Origin of the sequence: Pseudomonas sp. L13, assembly GCF_009935965.1 — a bacterium.
Taxonomy (GTDB): domain Bacteria; phylum Pseudomonadota; class Gammaproteobacteria; order Pseudomonadales; family Pseudomonadaceae; genus Aquipseudomonas; species Aquipseudomonas lactis.
The window spans coordinates 73,317-99,246 of sequence record NZ_QODJ01000005.1 but is presented as its reverse complement, the minus strand read 5'-3'; the positions used below and the strand labels follow the sequence as shown (position 1 = coordinate 99,246).

The 25,930-nt window shown below is 59.7% G+C and carries 21 protein-coding genes and 2 tRNA genes; 5 read left to right on the top strand and 18 right to left on the bottom strand.

From position 1 onward, the window contains the following. Positions 1-9: 9 nt before the first annotated feature. Positions 10-2,085 carry a TonB-dependent siderophore receptor gene (locus tag DK871_RS05170; RefSeq protein WP_161904217.1) on the bottom strand — a complete coding sequence of 692 codons (2,076 nt, stop codon included), beginning with the start codon at positions 2,083-2,085 and terminating at the stop codon, positions 10-12. 408 nt (positions 2,086-2,493) lie between these two features. Between DK871_RS05170 and DK871_RS05165 the strand changes: the two genes are divergently transcribed. Beyond that, on the top strand, positions 2,494-3,810 hold the full coding sequence (locus DK871_RS05165; protein WP_014716498.1) for an OprD family porin: 1,317 nt from the start codon (positions 2,494-2,496) through the stop codon (positions 3,808-3,810). A 79-nt stretch (positions 3,811-3,889) separates the two neighbouring features. Here the strand turns inward: DK871_RS05165 and DK871_RS05160 are convergent, their stop codons facing one another. From DK871_RS05160 to DK871_RS05110, 11 genes are all read right to left on the bottom strand, one after another. Next, entirely contained in the window at positions 3,890-5,467 is a 1,578-nt protein-coding gene (locus DK871_RS05160; RefSeq protein ID WP_161904216.1) for a M48 family metallopeptidase, read from the bottom strand. 14 nt (positions 5,468-5,481) lie between these two features. Continuing rightward, on the bottom strand, positions 5,482-5,847 hold the full coding sequence (locus DK871_RS05155; RefSeq protein WP_161904215.1) for a hypothetical protein: 366 nt from the start codon (positions 5,845-5,847) through the stop codon (positions 5,482-5,484). Between the two features lie 37 nt (positions 5,848-5,884). Further along, a complete protein-coding gene (locus DK871_RS05150; protein WP_161904214.1) occupies positions 5,885-7,228 on the bottom strand; it encodes a CHASE2 domain-containing protein in 1,344 nt (447 codons plus the stop codon). Between the two features lie 974 nt (positions 7,229-8,202). Continuing rightward, positions 8,203-8,451, bottom strand: a complete 249-nt coding sequence (locus DK871_RS05145; protein ID WP_256677377.1) for a type II toxin-antitoxin system RelE/ParE family toxin — start codon at positions 8,449-8,451, stop codon at positions 8,203-8,205. 9 nt (positions 8,452-8,460) lie between these two features. Then, positions 8,461-8,751, bottom strand: a complete 291-nt coding sequence (locus tag DK871_RS05140; RefSeq protein ID WP_161904213.1) for a type II toxin-antitoxin system Phd/YefM family antitoxin — start codon at positions 8,749-8,751, stop codon at positions 8,461-8,463. A gap of 259 nt (positions 8,752-9,010) precedes the next feature. After that, positions 9,011-9,086 (bottom strand) — tRNA-Thr (locus DK871_RS05135). A gap of 487 nt (positions 9,087-9,573) precedes the next feature. Then, positions 9,574-10,761, bottom strand: a complete 1,188-nt coding sequence (locus tag DK871_RS05130; RefSeq protein WP_161904212.1) for a methyltransferase — start codon at positions 10,759-10,761, stop codon at positions 9,574-9,576. Continuing rightward, positions 10,742-11,431 (bottom strand): ABC transporter permease, encoded by a 690-nt coding sequence (locus tag DK871_RS05125; protein WP_032803763.1) that lies wholly within the window; start codon positions 11,429-11,431, stop codon positions 10,742-10,744. The genes DK871_RS05130 and DK871_RS05125 overlap by 20 nt, the downstream gene beginning before the upstream one ends. 38 nt (positions 11,432-11,469) lie before the next feature. Beyond that, positions 11,470-12,165 carry an ABC transporter permease gene (locus DK871_RS05120; RefSeq protein ID WP_005783890.1) on the bottom strand — a complete coding sequence of 232 codons (696 nt, stop codon included), beginning with the start codon at positions 12,163-12,165 and terminating at the stop codon, positions 11,470-11,472. 75 nt (positions 12,166-12,240) lie between these two features. After that, positions 12,241-12,993: an ABC transporter substrate-binding protein gene (locus DK871_RS05115; protein ID WP_014716503.1), complete on the bottom strand. Its 753-nt coding sequence runs from the start codon at positions 12,991-12,993 to the stop codon at positions 12,241-12,243. Between the two features lie 13 nt (positions 12,994-13,006). Next, positions 13,007-13,780 carry an ABC transporter ATP-binding protein gene (locus DK871_RS05110; RefSeq protein WP_003187760.1) on the bottom strand — a complete coding sequence of 258 codons (774 nt, stop codon included), beginning with the start codon at positions 13,778-13,780 and terminating at the stop codon, positions 13,007-13,009. Positions 13,781-14,335: 555 nt separating this feature from the next. On the opposite strand from DK871_RS05110, the gene gabP reads away from it, so the two are divergent. After that, the gene (gabP, locus tag DK871_RS05105; RefSeq protein WP_003187762.1) at positions 14,336-15,727 is read left to right on the top strand and encodes a GABA permease; all 1,392 of its coding nucleotides are present in this window, start codon (positions 14,336-14,338) and stop codon (positions 15,725-15,727) included. Between the two features lie 136 nt (positions 15,728-15,863). On the opposite strand, the gene DK871_RS05100 is transcribed toward gabP, so the two are convergent. Then, positions 15,864-16,277, bottom strand: a complete 414-nt coding sequence (locus tag DK871_RS05100) for a hypothetical protein (RefSeq protein WP_047712362.1) — start codon at positions 16,275-16,277, stop codon at positions 15,864-15,866. Between the two features lie 158 nt (positions 16,278-16,435). On the opposite strand from DK871_RS05100, the gene DK871_RS05095 reads away from it, so the two are divergent. Then, entirely contained in the window at positions 16,436-17,401 is a 966-nt protein-coding gene (locus tag DK871_RS05095; protein WP_161904211.1) for an arsenic resistance protein, read from the top strand. 87 nt (positions 17,402-17,488) lie between these two features. Then, entirely contained in the window at positions 17,489-19,096 is a 1,608-nt protein-coding gene (locus tag DK871_RS05090; protein WP_161904210.1) for a glycosyltransferase family 39 protein, read from the top strand. A 36-nt stretch (positions 19,097-19,132) separates the two neighbouring features. Here the strand turns inward: DK871_RS05090 and DK871_RS05085 are convergent, their stop codons facing one another. From DK871_RS05085 to DK871_RS05065, 5 genes are all read right to left on the bottom strand, one after another. Then, on the bottom strand, positions 19,133-19,804 hold the full coding sequence (locus DK871_RS05085; protein ID WP_161904209.1) for a hypothetical protein: 672 nt from the start codon (positions 19,802-19,804) through the stop codon (positions 19,133-19,135). Between the two features lie 172 nt (positions 19,805-19,976). Then, a tRNA-Phe gene (locus tag DK871_RS05080) sits at positions 19,977-20,052 on the bottom strand. 103 nt (positions 20,053-20,155) lie between these two features. After that, the gene (locus DK871_RS05075; RefSeq protein WP_056782654.1) at positions 20,156-20,428 is read right to left on the bottom strand and encodes an oxidative damage protection protein; all 273 of its coding nucleotides are present in this window, start codon (positions 20,426-20,428) and stop codon (positions 20,156-20,158) included. After that, positions 20,425-21,492, bottom strand: a complete 1,068-nt coding sequence (gene mutY, locus DK871_RS05070; RefSeq protein WP_161904208.1) for an A/G-specific adenine glycosylase — start codon at positions 21,490-21,492, stop codon at positions 20,425-20,427. The genes DK871_RS05075 and mutY overlap by 4 nt, the downstream gene beginning before the upstream one ends. Continuing rightward, positions 21,489-23,705, bottom strand: a complete 2,217-nt coding sequence (locus DK871_RS05065) for an AsmA family protein (protein WP_161904207.1) — start codon at positions 23,703-23,705, stop codon at positions 21,489-21,491. The genes mutY and DK871_RS05065 overlap by 4 nt, the downstream gene beginning before the upstream one ends. A 325-nt stretch (positions 23,706-24,030) precedes the next feature. Between DK871_RS05065 and DK871_RS05060 the strand changes: the two genes are divergently transcribed. Continuing rightward, positions 24,031-25,692: an OFA family MFS transporter gene (locus tag DK871_RS05060; protein WP_161904206.1), complete on the top strand. Its 1,662-nt coding sequence runs from the start codon at positions 24,031-24,033 to the stop codon at positions 25,690-25,692. Positions 25,693-25,930 lie beyond the last annotated feature (238 nt).

The window sequence follows — 25,930 nt, the reverse complement described above, 5'->3', positions numbered from 1 at the left end:
TGAGCTATGTCAGAAGCTGTAGGTGCCGGTGACCACCAGGCTTCGCGGCTCACCCGGTTGAATCTGCGCCGCACTGGTCGCCGAGGCGTAGTAGTTTTTGTCGGCGATATTGTTCAGTGCTGCCCGCACGTCCCATTCTTTCTGACGGAACCCGGCCAGCGCGTCCCAGCGGCCATAACCCGGCAATACCACAGTGTTGAGGTTGTCGGCATAACGATCACCCACCAGGGTTAAACCGGTCTCCGCGTACCAGCCCATCTGCGGTTTCCAGGTGATGAACAGGCTGGCGTTGCGCTTGGCCACATCGCTGATACGTTTGCCTTCAAAGCCATTGTTGTCCTTCTCGACCTTGGCGTCCTGCAGGCCTACGCCGCCGCGCACATACCAGTTGTCGACGATCTTGCCGGTGGCGGTCAGCTCCACGCCCCGTGAGCGTTGCTCGCCGGTGAGCAGGGTAATGGTGCGGTCCAGCGGGTCGGTGGTGCGGCGGTTGTAGAGTTCCAGTTCGTACACGGCCAGGGTGGTGCTCAGGCGCTCGTCGAACCAGTCACTCTTCACGCCGATTTCCTTTTGCTTGGTCAGCTCCGGACTCAGGTCGTTGGCGTTGCCGGTGGCGTTCGGCGTAATGCCGATCAGGCCGCCGCCGGCTGGCGAGAAGGTCTTGCTCCACGAGGCATAGAACGAGTGGTGCTCCAGAGGCGTCCACACCAGGCCGACGCGTGGGCTGGTGCTGTGGCTTTTCACGTTCTGTTGGATGTCGAGCAGCTTGTTGGTGGTGTCCACTTCGAAACGGTCGTAGCGCAGCCCGCCCAGCAGTTGCCACTGGTCGTTCAGGCGCAGTTGGTCCTGCACGTACAGGGCGCGGCTTTCGACTTCGGTGTGGTTGTTACTCGACAATCGCATGCTCCCGGTGTGGCTCAGGCGGCGATTGGGCTGGTTGAGGTCCAGGCTCGGCACTGTCCTGCCATCCCGAGCGGAGTACAGCTTCGGATCGCGGCGCTGGCTGCCCAGCTCAATGCCGGTGAGCAAGCGGTGTTCCAGGCCAAAGGTGTCGAAACCGCCTTCCAGCTCCAGGTTGTTGAACACGTTGCGGGTGGTCAGGTCCTGCTGCCAGTGTTGGCGGGTGACGCTGTTGGTTTTCGGGTCATAGCCGGTCTGGTAGGTATTGTCGAAATCACTGTCGAGCTTGAACACGCCGAGGGTGTGGCGCAGTTGCCAGTCGGCGTTGAGCTCGTAGGCGAGTTTGGAACGCAGGGACTGAGACTTATCGTCGATGTAATCGCCGTGATCAAAGTAGGTGGTGCTGCGGCTCACATCCGCGGGGCGCCCGTTGACGCCCGGAATGCCACGGTCTGGGGTGCGGTTGTAACGGCTGTATTCGTATTGCACCAGCCAGTTCAGCTCTGGAGTGAGCTGCCAGCTCATCGACGGCGCGAACAACTGGCGGTTGCCACTGACGCCATCGCGAAAGCTGTTGTTGTCTTGGTTGCCCATGTTCAGGCGCAGGCTGATGGTGTCGGTGGGGTCGGTGCTCAGGTCGGCATACAGGCTGCGCAAATCGTTGCTGCCGCCTTGGGCTTCGATACTGGACTTTTGCCCTGGGGTGGGCATTTTGCTCACCCGGTTGACGATCCCGCCCTGGCCACCTCGCCCGTAAAGCACGGCGGCCGGCCCCTTGAGCACTTCGATACGCTCGATGTTATGCAGGTCGCGCACGTACTGGCTGTCGTCGCGAATGCCATCCAGATAGAAGTCATTGCTGGCGTCGAAGCCGCGTATGCGCAGGCTGTCAAAACGTGTATCCGCTCCGCTGCTGACGTTGGGGATACCGCTCAACGCCTGGCCCAGGTCGTTGGTGCCATAGGAGCGCAGGCTTTCGGTTTTGACTGAGTCGATCGCCTGGGGCACATAGCGAACAGCTGTCGCGGTGCGTGTGGCGGTGCTGGTCTCTTTGACCCGTGGGTCGTCTTCGTCTGCTTCCACGCTGATCGAGGTTTCGGGCAAGACCGTGGCCGCACCGGCAAAACCAGCAGACAGCAGAACAGAGAGCCCTAGGGAGAGGGGCGTCAGGCGAGGGGCAGGCATGGGAGTGTATCCAAATGATGTGGCAGGAAAATGATGCGCGAATGGTAATGCTTTGCATTTGCGCGTGTTATCTATTCCCTAACGCCTGCCCTGTCGGATTTGTTACTTAATGTGTTTTGCGGGGGATTCAAGGCGCTTTTCAGGCTTTCATCCCCGCGCCTCCCCTCGCCGCTTAGACGAATATCGCCTAAATACAGACGATTCACGAAATTGACACATAGTTCAACGCCCGCATAGGATTGCGCCCAACGCCTGTGGCTAACCACCATGACTAATCCAATAAAAAAAGGCCTGCGGCAGTTCAGTCGTCCGCGGGCCTTCTTTTTGCCGGCAAAGTCGACACCAGAAAAAGCAATAGGAGCCTGGTGTCACAGCGCGTACTCAACCCGTAATAAGGAATATAAGAAAATGTTGAAGCAACGGATGAGTCTGATCGCTCTGGGGATTTTGAGCGCATCGACAGCAATGGCAAACGACCAGGAGCAATCCAAGGGTTTCGTTGAAGACAGCCACCTGAACATCGCAGCACGTAACGCTTACATCAGCCGTGACTACAAAAACGGCAAGCAGGACAAAGCTGAATGGGGCCAAGGCTTCATCGGCAAGTTCGAGTCCGGCTTCACCCAAGGCACCGTCGGTGTGGGTGTGGATGTGATTGGTCAATACGCTATCCGCCTGGACGGTGGTAAAGGTCGCGCTGGTGCCGGCGGTATCGACTTCTTCAAGCAGGGCAACGGCACTCTTGATGACAACGGCAAGCCAAACCCAGGCTCGGCACCACACGACCTGGCCAAAGGCGGCGCTGCCGTGAAGTTCCGCGTTTCCAACACGGTACTCAAGTACGGTGATCAGTTCCCGGCTGTGCCTGTGCTGCAGTACGACAACTCTCGCCTGTTGTCGGAAACCTACACCGGTACTTCGATCGTCTCCAAAGAGATCGCCGGTCTGCAATTGGACGCGGGTCATTTCACCAAAGAAGCGCGCAAGAGCATGGAAGGCACCGACAGCGGCCGCCTGAAAAGCATCGACTATATCGGTGGTAGCTACAAATTCACCGAAAGCCTGTCGGCTGCCCTGTACGCCTCCGACATGCAGGACGTGTTGAAGAAGCAATACGTCAACGTCAACTACGTGCTGGCCTTGCCGCAGCAGCAGTCGCTGACGTTTGACTTCAATGGCTACAAGACCAAGCTGGATCGCAGCTTCGCCTTGGAAAACCAAAAAGACGCTGACGCTCGCGACAACAAAATCTGGAGCCTGGGCGCTACGTGGGCCGTGGGCCCGCACAGCTTCACCATCGCTCACCAGCGCAGCACCGGTGACACCGGCTACCTGTACGGCGGCTACCGCAACGCTGGCGGCATCGGCGACGGCGGCAATACCATCTTGCTGGCCAACTCCTACTGGTCCGACTTCAACGGCAAGGACGAGCGCTCCTGGCAAGCAGGTTACGGCATCGACTTCGCCACCTTCGGCGTACCGGGCCTGACCTACAACATTGCCTACGTGCGCGGTACCAACATCGACGACGGCACCAACCGTGGCGATGGTACCGAGCGTGAAATCTGGAACCAGTTCAAGTACGTCGTACAGAGCGGCCCAGCCAAAGACCTGAGCCTGCGTGCTCGCGCCTCGTGGTTGCGCGTTTCCAATAACGCCAGCGAGTACAACGTAGGCGGTAACGAAATCCGTCTGTTCGCCGACTACCCGATCAACGTTTTCTAATTGATCGAATGTCGTGCCTGATGCCAGGCCATAAAAAACCCCGACTGGTTCGGGGTTTTTTATGCCTGGAGGCTGCCACCTAGGCCTTGATTGGGGCGAGCTTCTTGCAGTTTTCCTTGCGTGTCGGGTACTGCTCGCACTTGCGCAACACCGTTTGTACCTGCTGCGCATTCTGCAGTTGCTGGTTGGCCAACAGCTTCTCGGTAATAAACAGTTCTTCCGAGCCCAGGTTGCGTTCTGCCTTGTCGATCATCGCCAGTGCTGATTGCCCGTCACCCCGCTTGAGGTGGTAGCTGATCATCAAGTCATAGGTGGAAGGCCCGGCCAGGGACCAGTCCTTGATCGCCTGCAACTCTTTCACCGCTTCGCTGTTTTTGCCCTGGGCCAGGCGCACGGTATAGGCGGTGCGCCGAATGCTCGGCTGGTCTTTTACCGGCGAAGCCAGGGCCTTGCGGATGAAAGCGTCAGCGTCTGGCACCTTGTTTTTCTCCAGGGCATCAATCGCGAAGTACGCGTCTTTATAGCCCTGCATAGCTTTCGCCACTTGGGGCGTGCTCTTCATTTTCGACCAGCTTTGTGGGTTGACTCGGGCGCGGCGTTCCTGGCGATATTCGCGTTGCAGGTACTGGCGCAACTCGGTGTCGCGGTCCATGGCCGACATATGTGAGCGGTTGAAATATTGGCTGGTCGCGGTGAGGCCGGTGGTCAAGCCATCCTTGACCAGCACATCCAGCTCTTTGGTGAACTGGTTGAGATTGAACTGCTGCAGCGAATCCTGCATGGCATTCTTGCGCGCGGTGAGGAACCCCGTGAGCAAGGGCTTCTGCTTGCCCTGGAAGTCGTTGAGGCGCTCCAGGCTATGGGTGGCGGCTCGCGGCGCGTAACCGGCGCGGATCATCAAGTCGGTGCCCAGCAAGTCGGCCTGGTCTTCCTGGCTGCGGCCCCAGGCGGTGCTCCAAACTTGGTCGGAAAAGGTATTGGCCAGTGCGGTGTACAGCACGGTGTTACCGATGGTCTTCTGGGTGCCGGCTGGGTCTTTACTGAACAGTTTCATCGTACCGGAGCTGCGGTCCACGCCCGTATCGGCAGCCATGGTGGCCAAGGCGACCGTGGAGGCTACGGTGGTGAACATGTCTTTCTGCTGCTGGAAAGCGGCCATGCGGTCATGGTGATGCAGCAGTACGTGGCTCGTTTCATGGCCCAGCATCGCGGCGATTTCATCTTCACTGGCGACGTTGTCCAGCATGCCCAGCGGCACGAACAGATTGCCGTAAGGGTCTGCCGACGGCCCGAAGCCGTAGCTGTCGGTGATCTTCACCTGCAGCGGCGGCAACTCCCCCGGCCAGCCCTTGGACAAGCGCGTGACAATGCCCTGCAAGTAGCCTTGCAGCATCGGGATATCCACCAGGTTCTGCTGACGCGCTTCAGCGGCTGGCACCGCACGCCCGTCGTAGCTCAGGCGCTGTTTGCTCTGGCGTTGCGGGTCGAGCTTGTAATACTGGCGTACGTCGCTGTTATCCACGTAATGGCCCTGAACCCGGGACTGGGTCGAGGGCCCCACCAGGTTCAGGAACGCCTGGTCTGCGCCTTTCAAGGTGGCGCAACCACTGAGCACCGAACTGGCCAACAGGCTGGCTGCTACTAGATATCCCTTCACCGCAACGCTCCTTTTTATTGATTGCAGCCGGCACCAAAACCGATGGTGGAGTTGTTGCGGCTGTCCTTGGCCTGGCTTTTGGTCAGGCCCTGGCAGGGCAGGTCCACGACGTTCAGCGGCGGCTCGATGCGCAGGTCCATGGTGTCCAGCCAGACCTTCTGGCCTGCCAGTTCCACCTGCACCAGCTCCAGCGCCTGGTTGTACTGCAACACCGGCAGGGGCTGGGTGGGCGCGTCCTTTTTCGCCAGCTCACGTTGTTGCTTGCCCTGCTCGTCCAGCACTGTCACCGGGTCGGCGAGGAACGCCTTGATACTGTGGGTTTCTGCCCAGGCGCCCTGGGTGAAGAGGGCGGCGAGCAAGACGATGAGGCTTCTGTTCATCCTTGGTTTCCTTGAGTCAGATAGCAGAGCGGCGCACTCAGCGATCGCGGTCGAAGAAGGCTTCGATCCGCTCGCTGAACAGCACCAACGACAGCAACACAATGCCCAGCACGTTGACCGGGGTGATGTCATTGAGGCTCAGCAATACACTGATCCCCGCCAACATCGACATCACCAACAGCCACGACGGGCACGGCGAGGTAAAAAACCAGATTTCCTGGCGCCGCCAACGGCTCCAGGGGCGATGGCCCGCCAGGCGACGTGCGTGCAGCGCCTTGAGCACGGCGATCAACGCCAGCAGCCCGAGCTCCAGCAGGTCCAGCCAATTGAACGGCAGGTGGGGGAAGTTGGCCGGTTCGTGGTCGTAGTCCATGCCCGCATTGATCAGGTTGTCCAGCGCCATGGCATGCAGGTAAACGCCAGGGAGTTGGCCGTGTACCGGCGACTCCACCAAGTCCCCGGTAGAGGCGATATTGGCGCCCACCAGCACCAGGCGGTCGCGCAGCAACTCGGCGACCAGTGCCTGGTCGTCGGGGTCGCTGACCTCCAGGTCACTGGCCGACAACGTCAGCGTATAAGGGCAGCGCGCCTGGGCCGAATCATCGAGCTTCCAGAACACCGCCTGAAAGAACTGCGCCACCCCATCCAGCAAAAAATGCCGTGCCGGCGCGCAGTGGCGGATATCGGCAATACGCGCCTGCTCGGGCGCCAGCTTCAGCCCCCATTGCACCGCGATGGGTTGGCGCTGCGCAGCGGTTTGCGCATCCACCGGCGGCTGCTTGCAGTGCTGCGTGGCACAGAACACCCGGTACAGCGACATGGCAGGCGTTTCCATCAGCCCTGCCTGTGTCTGCATCGCCAGTGGATACTTGTCATCCACTCCTTCCCACACCACCAGGGCCGGCTGGCTCACCTGCATAAACGGCGCCAGCGTATTCGCCTGGCCCGCCTCTGCACGCGTCAACCCCGTATTGGCCAGCCACAGCGGGATGCCTTGGCGTTGATAACGCTCAAACACATTCGCCAGCAACTGACTGCCCCTGGTCGGGTCGCCCAACGAGTGGTCGTGGCTATAAAGCAAATCCACAAACACCTCCTGGGGCTTGTACGCGAGCAAGCGCTTGAACAACTTGCTCTGCTCGCCATAAGGCATGGGCCATGAGCTGTTATTGCGCATCAGGTAGGCATCATCGATCAACACCACCGCCACCCGCTGCTGCCCAAGGCTCGGGTAGTGGCTGGCGAACATACGATTGAGCCACTGCGCCGACGCCTTGTCGCTGGAACTGGCCAGGCCGAAAGGATCAAGAATCGCCAGCAACACGATGATGACCGCCAGCCAATAGCGGCGGTATTTGAACAGCGGGGGTTTGGACAACATCCATGTCTCGATAAAAACGCAAGCAAGGCGGGGTTTTTAACGGAGTGGGGAGGGGGTGTCAATTGGAAAAGTGGCTAAGTGCCATATCGCTATGGGCGCATGGATCGTCGTTCGCAAAAAAGCCCTGGCCTATTCAGGGCAGGGCTTTCCTGTGTGGGAGCTGGGCTTGCCCGCGATGACCATAGGTATCTACACAACTTTGGTGCGACGCTGGACCTGTGGCGAGGGAGCTTGCTCCCGTGACGGCCGGATAGCCGACGCTGTTCTAACTGACGCATCGCGATCCAAATGTGGGAGCTGGCTTGCCTGCGAAGACGGCCTGCCAGCCGACCGGTATATTTGATTTGACCGAGTACATATCCATTATTTAGGTAACGGCCACTTAGGGTTCCGCCCTGACGGCGGCTCACTTTCGAAAAGCGCGAAAGTAAGCAAAGCGCTCTTGCCCCACCACTCGGCACCTCGCCTAGGCTCGGTGTGCCCGTAATCCGCCAGTGATTTGGGGGGCCGCCGCCACGCGCCATCCATGGCGCGGGGCGGCTAAACCGGCATCCCTGCCGGTTTACCCCCCAAATCCCTGCCGAATTCCGGCCAGCGTGGTTTGACGGGGCGCCTAAGATCAAGATCAAAAGCAGATCAAGAGCCAGATCAAGAGCGGCTCGCTTCGCATCGTGGTTACCGTCGGCTGCTACAACCTAAAAAATTGTGTAGATACCTATGCCGCGATGACATCAGCCCGCGCACCACACGACTTCTGCTAAGGAGCCTGCATCAAATCGGGTTCTCAGGCCCGGTCGCGGAATTGGCTGACGGTTGCAAGGGTAACTTGATGGGGAGTGGGGAGCAGTCGGGAAAATGGATCTGTCCCTTTTAGCCTCAAGGCCTTCAATAATGATTGTTACTGCCTCGTCACAAAGGAAAGCCTGCAATGGCAGGCTCAGACTCGCTTTTTCGCCGTGTCGTAAATTTCGCTATCACGACGAGCTCCGACAGCAATGCAGAACCTCGATTCTCTTTCCATCGACCCGGTAGACGATTCGAGTGTCGCCCGTTCGGATTCTGCGACACCCAGCCAGGCTGCCACTTAAAGGTTTACCGCTTTTGTCAGGCTCGCCGTTTTCAACCCTGTCTTCAATCACATCAAGGATCCGGTTTGCCGCAGCAGAACCAAGCTTATCGAAGTCTTCTTCTGTATCCGGGTGGTATATGACGCTCCAAACCATTGAAAATCCTTAGTCTTTTTTGGCGTACCTGGCCCGCATATCAGCGTGGGAAATAGCGTTTTTTAGGTCGAAATTCGCCAACCGATCACGTGCCGTCGCTTCAATACGAAGGTCTTCAAGCTCATCAAGCATCTCTTGATAAGCCTGGACATTTACGATGACTGCTGCGGGCTCATTGTCTTTGAATACAACCAGACGATCGGTGGTGCGGCTCGATACCTCTTTGAGCTTCGCACTGAACCCTCGAACCATCGCGGTAACCGATACGGCCTGATCAGCTCGCTCAAGCAACGCTGCCATGACTGTCACTCCATACAAAACAGACATTGAAACACAGGAATGCATACAATAAAGCGCTAAATCCTATGCGTTTAAGTACGCTTTGTATTGCGCAATACATCACGCTATTCAACCATCAGATGAATGTGTTTCTGTGCGAAACGTCGCTGTTTTCCTGTCGCCAAGGTTGCAGGCCCGCCATGGCGGCCACGCGCAGGGAGAATATTAATGTCGCAGAAACAACAAAGCCCCCACATTTCTGTGGAGGCTTTGTTTTGTATGGTGCCGGCACCAGGAGTCGAACCCGGGACCTACTGATTACAAGTCAGTTGCTCTACCAACTGAGCTATACCGGCGTGTTAGGGCGACGATTATAGCGATTGGAAAGGTTCTGTAAACCCCTGAATTCTGACTATTTTTGCAAAGTCAGAGGTTTCTCGCGATTAGGGCGTTTTCCCCGTGTCTTCACCGGTTGAAAAGAACGCCCAAAGTTCGGGTCCAGCTCGCGCAGCAGACCATGACCAATAGGTTTCGGACCCCCTCGTAACCTGATGCCCAACGAGCTTTAACCCCTGCCGAACACGGCAAAACAGCCCACATAAAGCGCCCGTTATGCGCCGAGCGCCAGATGCTTATGCACAATCGGTTGGTAACAGCTGTCACGAAACAGCCATTTTGTGCAGCAGTTCTCAACACGCTGCAACTGCCTGTTTTGTGTGCATTTTATTTTGTGAACAAAAAATGACCAGGTTGGCTTTTGGCGTGAAGTGCCGATATCTAGGGCCTCTGTAAACTATTCATCAACAGAGTTATCCACAGGGCACGTGTAGGCATTTTTGCCCTTTATTCGCGCTCGGCCAGCACCATCAGGTTGCGCGGGGTCAACGATGGTTCGCAGAAGCTGCCGACCTCGACGTTGTAGCCCTGTTCCACCATGAACAGTGCACGGTCCAGCACCAGCCACAGTTCTAATGGGCGTCGAAACAGGCCTCTCACCAACTCCAGGTTGCGCACTTCGGCCAGGCGCTGCCAGCCGTGGGCTTCCAGTGCCGGCCAGTCCTGTTCGCCTGTGGATAAGCCTTTGAGGCTTGCCAATTCCTGGCAATAGTCGGCAAACGGTTTGTCCAGCCAACTGGCGGGCAAGGAGGGTGTTGGCAGGTAGTCGTCGCAGCCACGCAGTTGACGTTGAAGTTGGTCAAAGCCCAGGCGCCGGGCCATGGAGGTGTCTCTTTGTTGGCGTACGCGGTTGCCGGCGGTGACGGTTTCGCTCAGGGGCAGGCCCAGGTCATCAATCGACAGCTGTAGCAATGAGGCGCGCCCGGCGGCGGAAAGGGCCTGATAACTGTCGGCGGTGATGCGGTTGTAGCAGCAGGGCGCCAATGCCAGTTGTTTGCAGCCGGCGGCGCTGGCCAGTTGCAGCAGGCGCACATGCAGGTCGCCGCAGGCGTGCAGGGCGACGGGGGTGTGTTCGGGCTGGATGGCAACGTCTGCCATTACGTCTTGGAGGTGATGGGTTGCGGGCAGGCCGTGGCGATCGCTCAAGGCTTGGCCGGAGGCGATCAGGGCGGGGTCGTATTCCAAGCAGGTCAGATGTTGGCCGGGTTGCAGCAGGCGACGGCCGAGGTGGCCTTTACCGGCGCACCAGTCCAGCCAGTGGGCGGGCGTTTGGGTAAAGCTCAGCGCGGCGCCGAAGGCTTCGATCTGTTGCCATTTGCGCCCGGGCACGTCGACATTCAGGCGATGGCGAGCGGGTTCAAGGGTATGTGTGGGCAACTTATCCACAGTGCCGAGGCGCTGCGCGTCAGCGGCCAGTTGTGGAAAAGGTGCCGGTGCGGGCAGGTGGTGAGGTTGGTTGTGACTGGCTTCGGCTTCGGCCAGCGAGCGCTGGCGCAGCCATTGGGATAACGCAGGGTGCGCGGTTTCCCACGGCAACTGCAACTGGGTAAAGGGCCGTGGTCGCCACAGCCCTTGGTGTTCGATCAGGAATGCATCCAGTGCCTGGAAGCGTGCCTCAACGTCCTTGGCATGCATCGACGCGCAGCCATTTTTCCAACAGTTTGAAGCCGCGCACCAGCACGTAGGCCATCAGCAGGTAGAACAGTCCGGCGGCGAAGAAGATCTCGACCGGCAGGTAGGTGCGGGCAATGATGGTGCGCGCCATGCCGGTCAGTTCCAGCAGGGTCACGGTGCTGGCCAGGGCGCTGGCCTTGAGCATCAGGATCACTTCGTTGCTGTAGGCCGGCAGGCCGATGCGCGAGGCGCGGGGCAGGATGATGTAGAACAGCGTCTTGGGCTTGGACATGCCCAGAGCGCGCGCCGCTTCGATTTCACCCGGCGGGATGGCCTGGATCGCGCCGCGCAGGATCTCGGCAATGTAGGCGGCGGTGTGCAGGGTCATGGTGGCGGTGGCGCACCAGAACGGGTCGCGCAGGTACGGCCACATGAAGCTGTTGCGCACGGCATCGAACTGCGCCAGGCCGTAATACACCAGGAACAACTGCACCAGCAGCGGTGTGCCACGGAAGAAGAAAATGTAGCCATAGGGCAGGGCGCTCACGTACCAGCGGCGCGAAGAGCGGGCGATGCCCAGCGGGATAGCCAGCAGCAGGCCGGCGATCACGGCGATTGCCACCAGCTCCAGGGTCAGGGTGGCGCCCTGGGCCAACTTCGGCAGCCACTTGATGATCACGGCCCAGTTCAGGCCCAGGTCAAAGTGCGATAGCCAGCTGTAGTCGCCGCTCATTGGGTGCTCCTTGCAAAGCCGCGGGCGGCGCGTTTTTCCAGGAAGTGCATGCTGGTCATCGCCAGTACGGTCAGGCCCAGGTACATGAATGCGGCGACCATGAAGAAGGTGAAGGGTTGCTTGGTCACGGTCACGCCGATCTGCGCGTGGCGCATGATTTCTTCCAGGCCGATTACCGACACCAGCGCGGTGTCTTTCATCAGGATCATGAACAGGTTACCCAGGCCCGGCAGGGCGATGCGCCACATCTGCGGCATGATCAGCCGGGTGAAAATCCGAAACTTCGACAGCCCCAACGCCACGCCGGCTTCGCGGTGGCCCTTGGGGATGGCGAGGATCGCGCCGCGGAACACTTCCGTTGCGTAGGCGCCGAAGCACAGGCCCAGGGCGATGACGCCGGCGGCGAAGGCACTCAGCGACAGGTCGGGGTTGCCGAAGAACTCACCGAGCGCACGCATCAGGTTGACGGTGCCGAAGTAAATCAGCAGCACCCACAGCAGCTCGGGAATACCGCGCACGATGGTCGAATAAGCGCCGCCCAGCCATTGCAGCGGCTTGTACGGCGAAGTTTTGGCCAAGGCGCCGGCGAGGCCCAGCACCAGCCCCAGGCACAGGGCCGTGAGCGCCAGTTTGACGGTCATCAGCGCGCCGGCGGCGAGGGCCGGGCCGAATCCGTAGAGATCGAAATTCATGGTGTTTTCATATCGCGGCAGGCATTGCTAAAAGCCGGCGCGCTCGCATGAGCGCGCCGGGCAGGCCGTTTCAGATCATTCGATGCTGAACGGGAAGTACTTGTCGTTGATCTTCTTGTAGGTGCCGTCTGCCTTGATCTCTGCCAGGGCTTTGTTCAGGCGCTCGCGCAGCGGGTCGCCTTTGCGTACGGCGATACCGATCTTGTCGCTTTCTACAACGGGGTCGCCTTTGAATTCATAGGCCGAACCGTCTTTGCTCTTGAGCCATTCGTACTGCACGTACTTGTCAGCCAGGATGCCGTCGAGGCGACCGGAGGTCAGGTCGAGGTAGGCGTTTTCCTGGGTGTCGTAGAGCTTGGCTTCGGTGTCTGGCAGCTTGTCTTCCAGGTAGGTACCGGCCAGCGTTGCGCGCTGTGCACCGATGACCTTGCCTTTGAGGTAAGTGGCGTCGGTCTTGAAGTCTGCCGTGGCTTTGGGCGCAATGAACTGCAGCTTGTTGGAGTAGTACGGGTCGGTGAAGTCAACCGCCTGCTTGCGCTCATCGGTGATCGACAGCGAAGACACCAGGAAGTCGAACTTCTTGGCGTTCAGGGCCGGGATGATGCCGTCCCAGTCGGACACATACACTTCGCACTTCTCGACTTTCATCTTGGCGCACAGGGCGTCGCCGATGTCTTTGTCGAAGCCGACAACGTTACCGCTGGCGTCTTTATTGTTGAACGGCGGGTAGGCCGCTTCGATCCCCATTTTCAAGGTTTCTGCCATGGCTGTGGCGCTGAACGCCATCGAGACGGCCGCGGCCAGAAGGAATTTCTTGTAGGTCTGCATGCATGTTGCTCCGTTAGCGGTTGCTGGACATGAATTGTTTGCAGCGCGCCGAAAGCGGGTTTTCAAATACCTGCTGTGGCGATCCTTGCTCCTCGACCAGGCCCTGGTGCAAAAACACCACTTCGCTGGATACCTGACGGGCGAAGCCCATTTCGTGGGTGACCAGCAGCATGGTGCGGCCTTCTTCGGCCAGCGCGCGGATCACATTAAGTACTTCCTGGACCATTTCCGGGTCAAGCGCCGAAGTCGGCTCGTCGAACAGGATGACTTTAGGCTGCATCGCCAGGGTACGCGCAATCGCCGCGCGTTGTTGTTGGCCGCCAGAGAGCTGGGCAGGGTAGGCGTGGCGCTTGTCGGCGATACCGACCTTGGCCAGCAGGGCCTCGGCCACTTCTATGGCTTCGGCCTTGCTCTGGCCGAGCACGCGGCGAGGGGCCTCGATGATGTTGTCGAGGATGCTCATGTGCGGCCACAGGTTAAAGTTTTGAAACACAAACCCGATTTCGCTGCGCAGGCGGTTGATCTGCTTGCCGTCGGCGGCCATCAGTTCGCCGTTTTTCGCGGCCTTGAGCTTGAGTTCTTCGCCGGCCACCAGGATCTGGCCCTGGTGCGGGTTTTCCAGCAGGTTGATGCAGCGCAGGAAGGTGGACTTGCCGGAACCGGAGGAACCCAGGATCGAGATCACATCGCCGTCGCGAGCGGTCAGCGAGATACCTTTGAGTACCTCAAGCTCACCATAGCGTTTATGCAAGTTGCGGATTTCAAGCGCGGGCGTGGCCTGGGCCATGTGCGGTCCTCATTGTGTTCGTTGCGATCTTCGCTGTTGGGCCGCCTTCCTGGCGAGGCGCCAAGCTAGCATAGCGTTTGGATGACAGCCAACAGCGCTGCGGACGGTTAACCGGTGGTCTGCGGCAGGGTGTCGCATCGGCGCAGCAGTGTGTCGCGCCATCAACAACCTACAGACGTTTGACCCGGAAAGATCCACAGGCTTCGCGTAAAAAAGGGCGCGATGGTGCCAGCTTTGGCCGGGTGTTGGAAGGGTTAACCGGGCAAACGGTCCATATCAGCCCGCTTATGGGGCGTCACGTACTTTTTGTGTGTGTTTTTGGTGCATCGATATGCCGTGAATGTGAGTCGCACGGTAACGCTATAGCGGAATGCCATTGTTCTCAATGACTTGCGATAGATGGCGAATTGTCCTACAGCCCCCGCCAACTATGGCTGTGAAACATTTTGGCGCAAATCTTGCGTAAAAAATAAAGAACGCCCTGTTGGATTCTTTTCACGAGAAAGGCTGCAAGCCGGGCGAACCGTTTTCGCAATTCCTCGCAAAGGTGTGTCAATGAGTAGTACGCAAAGCTCCAATGACCTCGAACAGGGGCTCAAACCGCGTCACGTCACCATGCTGTCGATTGCCGGTGTCATCGGCGCCGGTTTGTTTGTCGGCTCCGGCCATGCGATCGCTGCTGCCGGCCCGGCTGTACTGTTGGCCTATGCAGCCGCCGGTACGCTGGTGGTCTTGGTGATGCGCATGCTGGCCGAGATGGCCGTTGCGTCACCGGATACCGGTTCGTTCTCTACCTATGCCGACCGGGCAATCGGCCACTGGGCCGGGTTCACCATTGGCTGGCTGTACTGGTGGTTCTGGGTACTGGTGATTCCGCTGGAAGCCAACGCGGCGGCGACCATCCTGCACGCCTGGTTCCCCGACGTGGCGATCTGGGTGTTCACCCTGGTGATTACCTTGCTGCTCACCGCCACCAACCTGTTCAGCGTGAAGAACTACGGTGAGTTCGAGTTCTGGTTTGCGTTGATCAAAGTCGTGGCCATCGTGGGCTTTGTGATCCTCGGTCTGGCCGCGATCTTCGGCTTTTTGCCCACCAGCCAGGTCAGTGGTGTTTCGCACCTGTTCGATACCCAAGGTTTCATGCCCAACGGCATGGGCGCGGTATTGGCGGCGATCCTGACCACCATGTTCTCGTTCATGGGTACCGAGATTGTCACCATCGCGGCAGCCGAATCGAAGAACCCGGGCCAGCAAATCACCAAGGCCACCAATTCGGTGATCTGGCGGATTGGTTTGTTCTACCTGTTGTCGATCTTCATCGTGGTGTCCCTGGTGCCTTGGAACGATCCGACCCTGGCTGCCGTAGGTTCCTACCAGACTGTGCTTGAGCGCATGGGCATCCCGAATGCCAAGCTGATTGTCGACCTGGTGGTGCTGGTTGCCGTGACCAGCTGCCTCAACTCGGCGCTGTACACCGCCTCGCGCATGCTGTTTTCCCTGGGCCGTCGCGGTGACGCACCGGCCGTGGCCAAGCGTACCAACAAGAGCGGTACGCCTTACTGGGCCGTGTTGCTGTCTACCGGTGCTGCGTTCCTGGCGGTATTCGCCAACTACGTCGCCCCGGCGGCGGTGTTCGAATTCCTGCTGGCCAGCTCTGGCGCCATCGCGTTGTTGGTGTACCTGGTGATTGCCGTGTCGCAGCTGCGCATGCGCCAGAAGCGTACGGCGGCGGGCGAGAAGATCGTCTTCAAGATGTGGCTGTTCCCAGGCCTGACGTACGCGGTAATGGTGTTTATCGTCGGTACCTTGACCATCATGCTGTTCCAGGAAGCGCACCGGGTCGAGATCATCGCCACCGGGGTTCTGAGCTTGCTGGTGGTATTGGCGGGGTTGGTGGTGGCGAGCCGTCGCAAGGCCCAAAGAGTGGGGGCTGCGGCGCTTAACTGACGAGATACGGTGAATCGAGCGCCACCAAACAATGTGGGAGCCGGGCTTGCCCGCGATGACGGACTGCCAGTCGATGTATTCGTCGCCTGACACACCGCCATCGCGGGCAAGCCCGCTCCCATATTTTTGTTTTGTGTCAGTCGGGGGCGTTGGCCAGCGCCTGGGACGCCGCCACGTAGTCGGCCTGGAACTGCGGCGACTCAATCCACGCTAACGCCGCGGCTTCGTCATCGCTGTCCGTCGCCCACTGCCGATACTCGATCAGCGCCGCCAGAATAAAGTCGGTCGCTTCCTCTTCGCCTTCCTGCTCCAGCACCAGCGCCAGCAACGGGTGCGCCAGGAACACCGCACACAGCGCCTGCTGGCTGATCTCGCCGGCGGTACGCATTTCGACGAACAGCTCAGTCAAATCCACCGACTCAAGGTCGATGCGGCTATCGTCGCCCGCGAAAGCATCTGGCTTGGGCGCCACGGCGCGCTGGGTGCGGTTTTGCTTGGCCTTGGCTTTTGCCCGGTGGGCGCGTTTTTGCTGCTTGTTTGGCGAGGCCATGGGCTCGACGTCCTTGGGGTCTGGGTCTAGAGGGTGTATTGAAGCGCAGGTTGGGGTAAATCCCAAGGGTTTCTCGGGCGGCAATGATTGCTGTAGTGCTCGACCTTCTCTGTGCGGGTACTTAGGCTGACAGTCTATTGATCCACCAGAGCCCGCCCATGACCCGCGATACCCTGGAACACCATCAGGTCCCGATCTACTTCGTTGCCGTCTTTGTGGCCGTCACGTTCGGCCTGCTCTGGCCCTTGTCGGCGCATGGCCTCAGCCTTTGGGTAACACCTGCCATCGCCGTGCTGATGTACGCGATGTTTTTGCAAATCCCCTTCCTGGAACTGCGCCGAGGCCTGGGCAACAAGCGCTTCCTGGCGGCCTTGCTGTTGGCCAATTTCATCCTGGTGCCCTTGCTGGTGTGGGGGTTGACCCGCGGCCTGGTGGAACGCCCGGCGTTGCTGGTAGGCGCTCTGCTGGTGTTGCTGACGCCCTGTATCGACTATGTGGTGGTGTTTACCCATATCGGCAAGGGCGATTCGCGGTCGATGCTGGCGGCAACACCGCTGCTGCTGTTGCTGCAACTGCTGTTGTTGCCGGTCTACCTGGGGCTGATGTTGGGCGAGCAATCCTCCGTGGTGGTGGCTGCAGGGCCTTTTGTCGAGGCGTTCGTGGGGCTGATTGTGGTGCCGATGCTACTGGCGGTTGTGACCAGCGCGCTTGCGCGGCGTTCGAGCGCTATTGGTCGTTGGAGCAGTGCCTGGGCGTGGATGCCGGTGCCGGCGATGGCGTTGGTGTTGTTTGTAGTGCTGGCTTCGCACATCACGGCGGTGGTACGGGATATCAATGTGTTGCTGCCAGTCATTCCGGTCTACGTGGCCTTTGTGTTGCTGGCGCCGTTGATGGGCATTGTGGCTGCGCGGCTGTTCGTACTGCCAGCGTTGACGGCGCGGGCGGTGACGTTCAGTGCGTCGACCCGTAACTCGCTGGTGGTTTTGCCATTGGCGCTGGCCCTGCCGGAGGGTGTGCGCGGCTTGGCCGCAACGGTGGTGATCCTGCAAACCCTGATCGAGTTGGTTGCCGAATTGCTCTACGTTCGCGTCATCCCGGCAGTGGTGTGGCCCACCAGTCGGTAACCGCGTGAATGTTCAGGTCTGTTCAGGCGCTATTCAGGGATGTGTTCGGCACCATACGCCAGCGCTTCCCACCTGACAGGTCACCCGATGGATCATTGCAACCGTTTTCGCCTGGAGTCACTGGGCATCTTTCTAGTCGCTCTCTTGTTATTCACAGTGGGAATCTGGGATCAGCAGCCCCAGGGATTTGATGGGCGTTGGGCGCTGTTCATGCAGGAAATGTATCGCCATGGCGCGAGTCTTTTCCCCACCACCTACGGCCAGCCCTATGCGGATTACCCCGGCACCGCGACCTTCTTCAGTTATCTATTCGCCCGTTTGTTTGACGCGCCGAACCACTTGGCGAATGTGCTGCCCACGGCGCTCGCGTCGGCGGGGGTGATCGCGCTGATGTACCGCCTGCTGGCACCCTACAGCCGTGCCTGGTCACTGCTGACGGTGCTGCTCACACTGCTCACCGCCCAGTTGCTCGAAAAGTCGCGCTCGGTGTGCCTGGACCAGATGGTTGCGTTGTTATGCGTAAGCAGTTTCTACCTGCTGCACACCGGCGAACGCCTCGGGTCACGGCTGAGGCAACTGGCGGTGTTCCCGTTGTTCATCCTCGGGTTTGCGATACGTGGGCCGCTGGGGTTGATTGAGGTCTGCGCGGTGGTGTGTGTGTATTGGGCGTTGGGCAAGCCGGGGGAGCGTGTCCGGCAGGTGCTGATCCACGGCGTTGTCGGCTTGGTGTTGCTTGCTGCGTGCTGGTGGCTACTGATGAAGCTTGCGCGGTTCAGTGGCGGCGATGCCTTTGCCGATGAAGTGTTCAAGATGCAAGTGGGTGGGCGTCTGGATGAGTCGGGTGAGCCGTTCTACTTCTATTTTCAACTGAGCTTGTACCGCTACTTCCCGGTGGTACCGCTGGCGTTTGCGACCCTGTTTGCGTTGCGCCATCGGTGGCCCGAACGTTGGGCCAATGAGCACCTGCAATTGCTGGTGCGCCTTGGGGGCTGCGGCTTGATCATTCTGCTCGGCCTGTCGGTACCGCACTTCAAGCGCGCTTATTACATTTTGCCGATGGTGCCGATGTTCGCGGCGGTCGCCGCCTATGGGCTGCTGCGTGCGCAAGGCTGGCTGGTAGGCGTGCGCCGTGGCTACGAATGGCTGGTCGCGGCGCTGCCGACGTTATGCGTGGTGGTGTTGTTTGTGTGCCGACACGCCTGGCACAAGCAGGGCTACTGGCCGGACATTTCCTTGCCGTTGATGATCGGCGCGTTGGTGGTGCTGCAAGTCGTGGCGTTGATTGCCTGGCGGCGAGCAGGACGGTTGGTGTGGCTCAGTCTGATCGCCCTGGCGGCGCAATGGTTGTTGCTGGTGACGGTGATAGAGCCGGCCAAGGACCTGCAATTCGATACTCGGCGGTTTGTCAGCCAGGTGGAGGCGTTGCGCCAGGCGCAGCCGGGCCCTTTGGTGTTTGTCGACCTGGCGCGAGATACTTGGGCTGTGCGCTACATGATGAACCTGGATCACGATGAACAGCCGCTGTTTGTCGGGCGTCACGAGCTTGAAAAGCTGGCGGCGCTGCCCCGGCCCTCCTGGGTGATTGTGTCGCGCAAGGAGACTGCACTGTTGAAGGGCTCGCCGGTGGAGCACTTGGCGCCGAGCTATCAGGGGCGCTTGAATGACAACCCGTTGATGGTGTTTTTGCTCAAGTAAGGCGGCCCTTTAGCGAAGGGCCTGTCGAGCAGATGATTATTTGCAACGGAAGCTTTCAGGCATCGTGACCGTATAGTTGCGCTGCACACGGTCCTGGAAATTCAGGTTCTGCAAACCCTGCTGTACCAGAAAGGCTTCGACTTTGGCGGCTTGGCAATCGTCGTTATAGGACGACGCCCGTAGCAGGTAGACCGCGCGCCTGCTCGCTTCATCGCGAGCGGTGACCCGGAAGGTGGTGAGCGTGGTGTAGCCGGTGCGCTCCGAGGTCCCTACCGGGCCGTAGGAGGTGTTTGGAGTGCTGGTGCAGGTCAGCTGGTCGGTCTTTTTCTTGTTCTTTTTGCACTGAGTGGTGGTGCTGTTTGCCACCTGCCCGTATTCGGTGGCGGTGTAGCGATAAGTCACCTGCTTGCTGTCGACATCCAGGGTGACGGTCATTTTGATCGGCGCGTGGTTCTTGGGCAGGGTGGTGTCGGTGAAGACATTGCCAAAGCCCTGGTCCTGCATGGCGCGAACCATGTCACGCAGGTAGTAGCGGGCATTGAGTGAGTTTTCATCGCTGCCGCCCGTGGAGGTCACCAACACGGTTGCCTGTCGGTCAAAGTGGTAGTCGGGATCAGGCGTTGCGTTGATTGCTACGTCCAACTGCGTGGCACACCCACTGAGCAGGGCGGTCAGTATTAATAGGGTGCAAAGCAAGAAGCGGGTCATGAAAAAACCTTACAACTGAGAATTGGGTAAAGGCTGAACGATTGAGTCCAGCCAAAAATAACCCTCAATCGTCCTGCTGCGACATCATGTCCGTAAATGCGTTAGTCGCATTAAATCGCAGGCAATAAAAAACCCCAAGGAACACATTGTTCCTTGGGGTTTTTCGGTATTTTGGTGCCCAGAGACGGAATCGAACCGCCGACACGGGGATTTTCAATCCCCTGCTCTACCGACTGAGCTATCTGGGCAACGGGGCGCATTAAACGGGTTTTTCAGGGGGTCGTCAAGCAAGTTTTCAAAAAATATTTAATTATTACCGTCGCTTACGTGCAGACCCCGGTTTTTGATCAATTATTGAGCAGGCGGCACGTAGCCGTCGGCCTTGGCGTATTCCTCGCCGGAAAAGAACTTGTCCATTTCGCCGGCCAGGTATTTACGGTCTTCGGCGTTCATCATGTTCAGGCGTTTTTCGTTGATCAGCAGGGTCTGGTGTTTCAACCAGTCGCCCCAGGCTTTGGCGGAGACGTGGTCGTAAATGTCCTGGCCTTTGGCGCCTGGGTACGGAGGGCGTTCCAGGGCTGGCAGTTCTTCTTTGTACTTGCGGCATATAACGGTGCGGGTCATGACGAAACTCCTGCGTTCAATACGTCGGCCGCGCGCTTCAGCAGTTTTTTCACCGGGGCGGCAAGGCCCAGGCGCGGCGGGGTGGCGAGGTTATACCAGAGCCAGTCGGCCTCGGCCACGTGATGGGCGGTTTCCTCGACCTGGACCAGCCAGGGTTCGATGGACAGCTGGAAGTGGCTGAAGGTGTGGACCAGCCCGGGCAGTTCCTGATGCTTGCCCAGTGCCAGCGCGTGCTGGTTGGCGAGGTGATCCAGGTCTTGCAGGTCGTCCAACTCCGGCAAGCTCCACAAACCGCCCCACAAGCCTGTAGACGGGCGACGGTAAAGCAGGATGGCGCCCTCGGCGTTGGCCAGCATCGGCATCAGCGTGCGCTTTTGTGGGATGGTCTTGCGCGGCTTGGGGATCGGGTAGCGGGTTTCCAGGCCCAGCATGTGGGCTTCGCAGGCTTTTTCCAACGGGCAAAGCAGGCAACTGGGTTTGCTGCGGGTGCACAGGGTGGCACCCATGTCCATCATGGCCTGGGTGTAGGCGTTGACGCGATCAAAGGGCGTGAAGCGCTCTGCGGTGGCCCACAGCTGCTTGGCCACCTTGGGTTCGCCTGGGTAGCCCTCTTGCGCGGTAAAGCGCGCCAGCACGCGTTTGACGTTGCCGTCGAGGATCGGCGCGCGCAGGCCCATGCTCAGGCTGGCAATCGCGCCTGCGGTGGACAGGCCGATGCCAGGCAACTCGGTGAGCTTCTCCACGTCGCGAGGGAATTGGCCGTCGTATTCGGCCACCACGATCTTCGCGGTCTTCTGCAGGTTGCGCGCCCGGGTGTAGTAGCCCAGGCCCGTCCACAGGTGCAGCACTTCATCTTCCGGCGCGGCGGCCAGGGCTTCGACCGTCGGCAAGGAGGCCATGAACCGGTCGAAGTAGTTGAGCACGGTGCTGACCTGGGTCTGTTGCAGCATGATCTCCGACACCCACACCCGGTAAGGGGTGATGCCCTGTTGCCAGGGCAGGTTGTGGCGGCCATGGCGGTCGTACCAGTCCAGTACCGCTTGTGAAAACTGCTCGTTTCTCATCGGTTGAACAGGCCTTTCAATGCGTCTTTGAGCTTGGGGTTAACCTTGTCGAGTTTTTCTTCCAGCTTCTCGTTGAGGCGATTGCCGGCCGCCTTGAGAGCGACCTGGCCCAGGCCGTCCTTGTCCAGGCGGCAGGCCTTGGCGCCCAGCTCCAGCGGGCCACGGCAACGCAGCGGCACCTCAATGCCCTGGAAGTTGGCGCCGACCTGGCAAGCTGGGTCCGGCACGTCGCGTTTGTCGCCTTCGACGATAATGCCCACGCGGTAGTCCATGCCCAGCACGCGCAAATCCACATCACCGTTGCCGTTGAGCGTCAGGCCCGGGATACGCACTTTCAGATCGGGGTTGCTCGCCACGCCGTTACGGAACGTGAGGTTGCCGCGCAGTTCCTGGAAGGGCGTGTCCTTGCCGCCAGGGGTAGTGCTCAGGGTCTTGCGGTTGAGCAGGGCGATGCCGGTACACAGTTGCTGCTCGATGTTGGCATTGAGCAACACGCCGTTGTTGATCACGAGGCTGGCAGTGCCGTTGAGGCTGTCGATCAGCGCTTTCTGGCTGTTGCCACGTCCGTTGAGGTTGCTGTCGAGGGTGAGCTGGCCTTTGACCGGCGGGGTTTTCCCTTGGGCCTGCAGGATACGTTCAACAGGCACTTGTTTGATGTGGCTTTGCAGGGCCAGCACGGGTGTGTCCTGGCGCACGTCAAGCGTGCCGTTGGCCTGGAACGTGCCGTTGTAGAGCCCGCCGCTGAGGGTGTCGAGCGTGAGTTGCCCGTCGATGCCGGATGCTTTGAGCACCGCGTTCTGAATGGGCAACTGGCTCAGGGTCAGCTCGCCAAAGGCCAGGTCTGCATTCACATCCAGGCTGCGCAGGCGGGTCAGCGGCAGCAGTTTGTCGTTATTCCAGGCACCTTTGGTCGGCGCGTCCGGCAATGGCGTGTTGCCGCCTGCCGCCATGGCGCCAGCTTCGCTGCTCTGCACTTCGGCCTGGCGTGCGGCGGTTGCACCTTTGGCGGCTTCGGATTTGGCCGGCAGGTAATTGTCGGCATTGAAGGTATCGCCCTTGAGCTGCAAACGCAGGGACTGCTTGGCGAAATCATCCACGGCGACACGGCCAGTGAAGGTGCTGCCATCGAGCTTCAGGTTCAGGTTTTCCAAGGCGACGCTGGAGGGTGTGCCTTTGAGGCGGCTCACCAGCTCAACCTTGCTCAGACTACCGGGAGCCATAGCCGGCAGTGGGTGGCCGATGCTCTCAAGAAACTTGGCCAGGTCAAACTGGGCGACCGACAGGGCGCCGCTGATCTGCGGGGTCTTGTCCAGGTCATTGGCTTTCAGTTCGCCCAAGGCGCGCAGTTGGTTGGCCGCCAGTTTCAGGTTGGTCCATTCGGCGACGTTGGCCGCGAGGTCCACCAGCAATTGGCCCTGGGTGGAGAAGCTCATCGTCTTGCCTTGCAACGGCTCACCGGTGGCCTCGCCACTAAAGCGCATGTCTTCGAACTGGTAACGCTTGAGCGCACGCTGGATGCGCAAGTTGCCGTTCAGCTCGGTCTTGACCCGCATCAGCGGCTGGTTACTGCCCAGGAAGGCCGTGAGTTTCAGCGGGATGCTGGCGCCTTCGTGGATGGCACCTGCACTCAGCTGGATACTTTCGGCACTCAACTGCTTGCCGGTCTGTTCATCGGTGTATTCGACGCGGGCGTTGTTGATGGTCAGGCTGTCGATGTCCAGGCGGATCGGCTGCGGTGGCTTTTCCGGCTTGGTTTCAGCCACGGGCTCGACCGGCGCGGGAGCGGGGGTACCTGTGGTTTCATCGGGCAGGTTCTTGCCGATGTCTTCCCAGTTGCCATGGCCCTGTTTGTCGCGGTTCAGGCGCAGGTTCAGGCCCTCGACACGCACATCGCTCATCTGCACTTCGCGGCGCAGCAGTGGCAGTACGCGCACCGACAGGCCGAGCATCTGCAAGTCGGCAAAGGGTTGCGTGGGTGCGGTCAGGGTCGCGACGCTGGCTTCGTGAAGCTCCAGGCCCAGCCAGGGGAACAGGCTCCAGCCGATATCGCCATTGAGCGTCAGCTCGATGTGGGCCTTGTCGCGGGCTATCTGGCGAATTTCTTCTTTGTAGTCGTTGGGATCGAAAAGGTGGGTCAGGGCAAAGCCGAGCGCCACAATGATCAGCAACAGCCCGAGAAGTACCAGACCCAGGATTTTGCCGAACGCTTTCATGGGCGAGTCCTTGTATGTCGATTTCAAAATTTAGCCGCAGAGTATAACGCTCGACGGCCCGCGTCAGTTCACGGATCGTTACATTGTATCCACCGGCGCGGAAATGGGATTTTGACGTCAGAAAAATACAGATAATCCAAAAAGGTAGTGGCAATCTGATTTTTCTCACATCCACTGGTGCTAATCTCTGCACGTTCGTCCGCCTTCTGCGACTTAAGGTCGCGCCTAAAAGGAAGTTTCACTCAACAAAACGGCCACGCTTTGCGTGCAAGGCCGAGGGAGAGAGCGCCTGACGGACGCATACCAATAACTGGGGGAAACACCAATGAGCACTAGCACTGTGGCCGGCACTGACGCCGCACAGCCTGCGTTCCTGTCCAAGGAACGCATCATCGCCAAGCCGGGCTTCAACCGCTGGCTGGTTCCACCGGCCGCCCTGGCCATCCACCTGTGCATCGGCATGGCCTACGGCTTCTCGGTATTCTGGCTGCCGCTGTCCAAGGCGCTGGGTATCACCGCGCCAGTGGCTTGCGCACCGGACATGGGCTTTATCGCTCAAGTCTTCTCGTCTCAATGCGACTGGCCCATCTCCATGCTGGGCTGGATCTACACCCTGTTCTTCATCTTCCTGGGCTGCTCTGCAGCGATCTGGGGCGGCTGGCTGGAGCACGCCGGGCCACGCAAGGCGGGGGTTGTCTCGGCGCTGTGCTGGTGTGGTGGCCTGCTGATCTCGGCCCTGGGTATCTATACTCACCAGATCTGGCTGATGTGGGTCGGCTCCGGGGTCATTGGCGGTATTGGCCTGGGCCTGGGCTATATCTCGCCCGTTTCGACGTTGATCAAGTGGTTCCCGGACAAGCGCGGCATGGCCACCGGCATGGCGATCATGGGCTTTGGCGGCGGCGCGATGGTGGGTGCACCTTTGGCCGCAGCGCTGATGGGCCATTTCTCTTCGCCGACCAGTGTCGGTGTATGGCAGAGCTTTGTGGTCATGGCGGCGATTTACTTCGTGTTCATGATCGGTGGTGCGTTGCTGTACCGCGTTCCGCCAACCGGCTGGAAGCCTGAGGGCTGGACCGCGCCAGCGAAGAAAGCCAGCAATGCGATGATCACTCACCGCCATGTGCATGTGAATGTTGCGTGGAAAACCCCGCAGTTCCGCCTGGTATGGCTGGTGCTGTGCCTGAACGTGTCGGCCGGTATCGGTATTCTGGGCATGGCTTCGCCGCTGCTGCAGGAGGTGTTTGGCGGCAAACTCCTGGGCGTCGATGTGCCATTTGGTCAATTGGATGCGGGCCAGTTGGCCTCCATTGCAGCCATTGCCGCTGGTTTTACCGGCCTGTTGAGCCTGTTCAATATCGGTGGCCGGTTCTTCTGGGCGTCGTTCTCTGACTACCTGGGGCGTAAAAACACCTACTTCGTGTTCTTCGCCCTGGGCTTTGCCCTGTATGCGTTGATCCCGAACCTGGGGCATCTGGGTAACGTGGCGCTGTTCGTGGCCGCGTTCTGCATCATCCTGTCGATGTACGGCGGTGGTTTTGCGACAGTCCCGGCCTACCTGGCCGACCTGTTCGGTACTCAGATGGTTGGCGCGATCCACGGTCGCCTGCTGACCGCCTGGGCCGCTGCGGGCGTGTTGGGCCCGGTGCTGGTGAACTACCTGCGTGAATACCAGTTGAGCATCGGCGTTGAACGCGCCGCGGCCTACGACATCACCTTGTACATCCTCGCCGGCCTGCTGGTGCTGGGCTTTATCTGCAACCTGCTGGTGCGCCCGGTGGCCGACAAGTACTTCATGAGCGACGCCGAACTTGCCGCCGAACAGGCGCTGGGCCATGACAAAGGTGCTGATGCGAGCACCGTGCTGGAATGGAAGGCCTCCGCCGCCAGCAAGCCGCTGGCGATTGCCGCGTGGCTGGTAGTGGGTATTCCACTGGCGTGGGGTGTGTGGGTGACCCTGCAGAAGACGGCGGTACTGTTCCACTGACACCGCAATAAGGGTGGGCCCGGCTCCTATGGGGCCGGGCTTGTGTGGGAGCTGGCTTGCCTGCGATAGCATCACTGCGGTGCAACTGATACCCCGAGGTGTCTGCATCGCAGGCAAGCCAGCTCCCACATAAGCCCATGCTCACATGTATGCACATGTCTATCCCCGACATTCCTCCCTCCAACTCGTCAGTCTTATCCCCTTCGTTGTTTCTGTTTAGCGCCTGCGCCCCTATAAT